Annotated in this window: 4 protein-coding genes; 3 read left to right on the top strand and 1 reads right to left on the bottom strand. The window is 30.8% G+C overall.

Annotation, left to right across the window (positions count from 1 at the left end):
* Positions 1-29: 29 nt before the first annotated feature.
* A complete protein-coding gene (locus tag CN514_RS24440; protein ID WP_176526069.1) occupies positions 30-515 on the bottom strand; it encodes an Hsp20/alpha crystallin family protein in 486 nt (161 codons plus the stop codon).
* Positions 516-671: 156 nt separating this feature from the next.
* On the opposite strand from CN514_RS24440, the gene CN514_RS24435 reads away from it, so the two are divergent.
* From CN514_RS24435 to CN514_RS24425, 3 genes are all read left to right on the top strand, one after another.
* Positions 672-1,157 (top strand): GNAT family N-acetyltransferase, encoded by a 486-nt coding sequence (locus CN514_RS24435; protein ID WP_098234789.1) that lies wholly within the window; start codon positions 672-674, stop codon positions 1,155-1,157.
* 330 nt (positions 1,158-1,487) lie between these two features.
* On the top strand, positions 1,488-3,401 hold the full coding sequence (locus tag CN514_RS24430) for a hypothetical protein (protein WP_098234788.1): 1,914 nt from the start codon (positions 1,488-1,490) through the stop codon (positions 3,399-3,401).
* On the top strand, positions 3,391-5,262 hold the full coding sequence (locus CN514_RS24425) for a hypothetical protein (RefSeq protein ID WP_098234787.1): 1,872 nt from the start codon (positions 3,391-3,393) through the stop codon (positions 5,260-5,262). The genes CN514_RS24430 and CN514_RS24425 overlap by 11 nt, the downstream gene beginning before the upstream one ends.
* Position 5,263: the final 1 nt, after the last annotated feature.

Below are 5,263 nucleotides of genomic sequence, written 5' to 3'. Positions count from 1 at the left end.
ATTGTGTTGTCTGCAGTGAAACTAATTTTTTAGTCTAAAAAGATTTGTTTTTGGTATTCAGGTAATTTTGTACCTTTTATGACAAGCATACCGTTTTCGTATGATGCAGTTGCTGTTGTTGCATTAATTGGGTAAGGTAATTTTACAACTCTTTGGGATTGGCTATAAGAATATTTTTTATAGGAGTAATTTGATTGATCGTTTTGTACTTCAGTAGTCGTATCAGTTTTTAAGCCAATTGTTAGGATCGTACCTTCAAGGTCCATATAAATTTGTTCTTTACTTACACCTGGCATACTTGCCTGAATGATTAATTCCTCACCGTTTTCAATAATCTCTACACCGATTGAGGAAAAAACTCCATGTTTATGAAAGAATTTATCAATTTCATCAAAAAGACCTCTAATAGGCGACTGATCTATTAAATCATCCACCTTTTTTAAATAATGTTGAAGATCAATAGATGAATGACTTTGTTTTTCATCTTGAGCGTTGTTTTTTTCTTTTTCACTCATATTCATACCTCCTATCATTCTGACTAACGCAGTATATGTAAGGACCCTAAACACTGTGCATGTTTAGATGTATGGATTTTTTTTAAGCGAAAGTTGAAAATCAATGTTTGTCATGTACAATGGATGGAAAGTTAAAACGTGAGGAGAGGAAGTAGAATGGAAATACTGTTTGCAACAAAAGAAGATGTACTCGAAATTGTAACAATTTATAATGATGCAATTCTAAACACTACAGCAACATTTGATATGAAAATAAAAACAGAAGAAGAAATGCAAAAATGGTTTGTCAACCATAATGAGCTTTACCCTGTAATTGTTTCGAAAGAAAATGGTCAAGTAACTGGATATTGTTCACTTACACAGTTCAAGGAAAAAGATGCATATAAACATACGGTTGAACTATCCGTCTATATTCATCCTGATCATCGTCGAAAAGGACTAGCTAAGGCATTAATGACTGAGATGATTGAAACTGCCAAAAAATTAGGTCACTTTACAATTATTTCTTGTATTACTAGTGGAAACGAAGTGAGCGAAAGATTACATGAGAAATTAGGATATAAAAAGGTAGGTCATTTTTATAAAGTTGGCCAGAAATTTAATCAATGGCTGGATATTGTCTATTATCAATTAATGCTATAACCGAAATACAAAACCTTAAAGGACTATAGGCATTAAGAAACACTTAATTTTACCTGGAAGATAGCTTGTAGATAAGTACTAAATGCTTGAATTTCAAACTTTTTGCAAGCGCTTGTTTGTCACAGCGCGAAGCCTAGAGAGGAGCGGAGTTACCTTAGACAATAAGGACACTCAGATAGGCGAAGTAACGAAGAAAACGAGCGTCTGGAGGGTAGTTTAACACTCAGGTTTACCTGGGTGTTTTTATTTGTAAAAAGGCCGTATTATTCATAATTTCAATACTATGAACGTAAAATGTAGGAGAAATGTCGGAAAGTGGGGGAAATGACCTTGAAATTAAAACGCGCATTGACCCAGAAATTAGCAAAAAAAATTCACAACTTTTTGTTCCTTGGAAAAATTGTTACAGAAAGAGTAGTGGACCAAGAGAAGCAGAGCTTACTTTATTATGAAGATGAAGATCATATTCGTTTTTATGTAGAGTGCTTATCTCCAATTCCATCAAAGTTAAAAGCTAGTTTTTCAACTCAAGATGTTTTGTTTGTAGGGACAACTGCAAATAAAAATAATGAAAGTAAAATAAAACCACTAATTAAAAGTAAGAAAAAAGATGACATAATTGAAGGATTAAAAAAGATTTTTGATTCTAAATTAGTCATGTTTCGTCTTGAATATGCCAATGAAGTTGTCACAGCAGATCTAGTTGAGTTTTTTGATGGGAAAAGGGACACTTCCTACCATCTTCTGCCTGTCATAGAACTTAGGGGAGAGGGAAAGCGTGAAGAGGTCGAAAACCGCCTTATAAAAGGTTCTTTGCCAATTCATCTGCCAAAATATTTTAATGACTTTGATCAACCAGAATTTGTCTTTTATGAAAATAGACTATATGGTAACTTGTTTTTAAAGTCGATGATGAATGATATTAGTTATTTAGAAAAACAAAATGAAGTTACATTTCAAGATTATGATGAAGATGAACTTAAAAAGTCCTTTATTCATTTAAATCATTTAATTTATTTTATTCCCGAAAAACAATGGGAAGAGTTGTGTAAAAATTTTAAAAAAGAATGCAAAGAACTTATTTATACGCAAGAATTTACTGAGAAACAAGCTTTTCCAATTGAATGGAGTAATGATACTGAAAATGCTTTTATTGAACGATTTTACCAAAATTGTTTGCAGCAAGGCTTGTTATATGAAAAAAAAGATATTATTAATTTTCATATATGTTGTAAATTTCAGGCTCTAACAATTTTAGGTGGTGTAAGTGGTACTGGGAAATCTCAATTAGCACGTATATATGGCGAAACCTTAGGACTTGAATTTGGTAAGGAGTTATTATTTGTTCCAATTTCACCATCTTATCGCGAACATTATGATTTATTAGGTTATTTAAATCCAACTACAGGGATTTATATAGACTCTGAGACGGGATTAACGAAATTACTGATTGAGGCAGAACAATTTCCACACAGGATGTATATGGTGATCTTTGATGAAATGAATCTTTCTCAAATTGAACATTGGTTTAGTAAATTTCTATCAATTTTAGAAATGCCTCAGGATAAGAGAGTGATTACTCTATTCCATGATCATAACGTAGTCATTAATCAATATTATAAGCCTAAAGTAAGAATAGGTAATAATATTATTTTTGTTGGAACAGTTAACTTTGATGAAACTTCAAGTGAGTTTTCTTTAAGACTGTTAGACCGTGTAAATATAATCTCACTTAGATCAACTTCATTCGTAAATTATGCAGAAAAGATGGATAATGAAAATATTTATGAAACTGTACCACAAATATATATTAATGCAGAAAACTATAGTAATTGGACAAAGAAAACTTTAAGTGCATCTGAGCTTACAAGTGATGAATTAAAGTTTTTTGATGAGTTTAATAAAATAGTTGAACAGTCACTAAGTGAGCGAATCATCTCTCCACGTATGATTAAAGATTTATCAAACTATTTAGCTAACATACCTACTCTTCCTTCTCATATTCAATTCGAACGGAAAGAAGCGATCGATCTCTTTGTTAAGCAACGCGTATTAACGAAAGTTAGGGGATTATTTGCAAATTTAGAAGAATTAATTGGTACAGGTGAAGGGAACGAGCAGGAAGGGCTACTAAATATGGTCATGAAATCTAATTTAGGTAGATCAATTTCTGACTTTGAGTATTCTATGAAAGAATTGAAAAAGAAAAGAAAGCAGCTGGAGATTGATGGATATGTCAACTAATAATAGTCCAGAAATTTTTGAGCCACTATATCTCCCATTTACGATTGCAATTCTTGTCGGAACTAGGGGGAAAGAGGAAAAAATATCTCTTGATGCACTTACAATGAACCCAAAAGAGGCTTACTTATTTGCCTATGAAATACAGGAATTAAAAAGATTTTTATTTCAGGTCGATGGTGAGTTTGACGGTAAAATTACGTTCGTTTGGAATAATCTTTATCATTTTCAACAAGAAAACCTAGATGATCAGCAGTTTATTTTTACATCTGAAAAAAGAAAAATATTAATATATGAACATGGTAAAACCGAGAATGCCTATCCTTGGAGATGCGGATATTATGAATTTTGTATTATTTATCAAGAACAACAATTTTATGGAATGATAAAAATAGTACCGAAAAATTTAGATTATGATCAATTAGAGTGGATGCATTCAACATTAAATCAACAAATCAATGGAATAATGAATGACTCGCAATACTTTAAAAAATCTTCCGCTTCATTTACTCAAAATGGAACAATGTATTTTTGGCCGATTATTCGATTTATCGAGTCAAATGAAGAAAGGCTACTAGTTGCAATTCAGCAGTTTATAAGTAAATTAAAGCGGAAACAAAAAAAGGAATATGAATTAAAAAGGCAGGTCAAAAAATTAGATTTTAATACAATTAGATGGACCTTATTGCATCCAGCCATTTCAAATGCAACTAATTTAACAATGCAACCAGTTGTTCAAGAAGAAAACTATATCGATGAGATAAAATATGCTAAACATAAAGTTCGTAAATTTCTACTTACAATTGAAACATTATTAACCTTTGTAAAATATGAATTAGTAAAAGACAAAAATAAAATGGATCAAATCGATTTTCAAGTAAAGGATATAGAAAAAATGATGCAAAATGTAGTTGGGAATGGCTCAATTACTGATCGAGAAAAAGCTAAATATAGACAGTCAAAAATGTTAAAAGAGCTAGAATTAGAAAAATTAACGAAAAGTGTTTCAGAAAAAGAACGAATTACGAATTCTTTAGAAAAACTTTATGAAGTCTATTTTAGAGAGTATACAATTGGAATTTTTCGAATAGTGACGGATACTGATACTTCAAAATATCCAACTAGTCCATCGAAAGTATTTTTAAATTTTATTCATTCCTTAAGCTTATTTGATAAAAAAGTAAAGGAATACGGAAAAAAACAAATGCTTTTACCTGTATATAAGCCAACTTTTTTACTATATGAATACTTTGTCTTTTTCTCATTATGCGATATTTTCTTAAAGTTAAAATTTAAAAATGATTCTGAACCATTAGCTGAACAGATTTTAATGCATATAAAAGACGATGAGTTAATGGATGGAGCATTTGTGTCTCTTGAAAATAAAAGTTGGATCATTAATTTAGTTTATAACGAAATTATCGAGGGAAGTCCGCAAGTATCACTGTTAAAGGGAACAAACTTTTTTAGTGGTGAAGAGTCGAAAAAACCGGATATAAGATTAGATTTTTATCGAAAAAAAAATAAAGAATACGTTGCTTCGATCATTTTTGAAATTAAATATAGTCCAATGTTTAATATTTATCAACCAGTAGGGAATACAAAGGCAATGGAACAAATGTATAAATATTGGGGACTTAAGTATGTTGAACGTGTTAATGGAAAAATGATATATGTGCGAAAACCGATTAACGAAGTGATTTGTTTATATCCGGGTAGTAATGTTCATCGTAAAGTTCTTGAAGCGGGTTGTGGCACTTATATTCAGTTTTATCCTAAGAAAAAGGGCGAGGATTTTTATGAACTAGTTGGTGAAAGAGAATTAGTAGAAATAATAAATAGAACACTTGAAGAACTTAAATAAT

Source organism: Bacillus sp. AFS001701, from assembly GCF_002559405.1.
Lineage (GTDB): Bacteria > Bacillota > Bacilli > Bacillales > Bacillaceae_G > Gottfriedia.
This window is presented reverse-complemented; position numbering and strand designations above follow the sequence as displayed.

Coding starts and splice junctions, on each gene's coding strand:
- CN514_RS24440 (WP_176526069.1), bottom strand. CDS start 515: ATGAGTGAAAAAGAAAAAAACAACGCTCAAGATGAAAAACAAAGTCAT.
- CN514_RS24435 (WP_098234789.1), top strand. CDS start 672: ATGGAAATACTGTTTGCAACAAAAGAAGATGTACTCGAAATTGTAACA.
- CN514_RS24425 (WP_098234787.1), top strand. CDS start 3,391: ATGTCAACTAATAATAGTCCAGAAATTTTTGAGCCACTATATCTCCCA.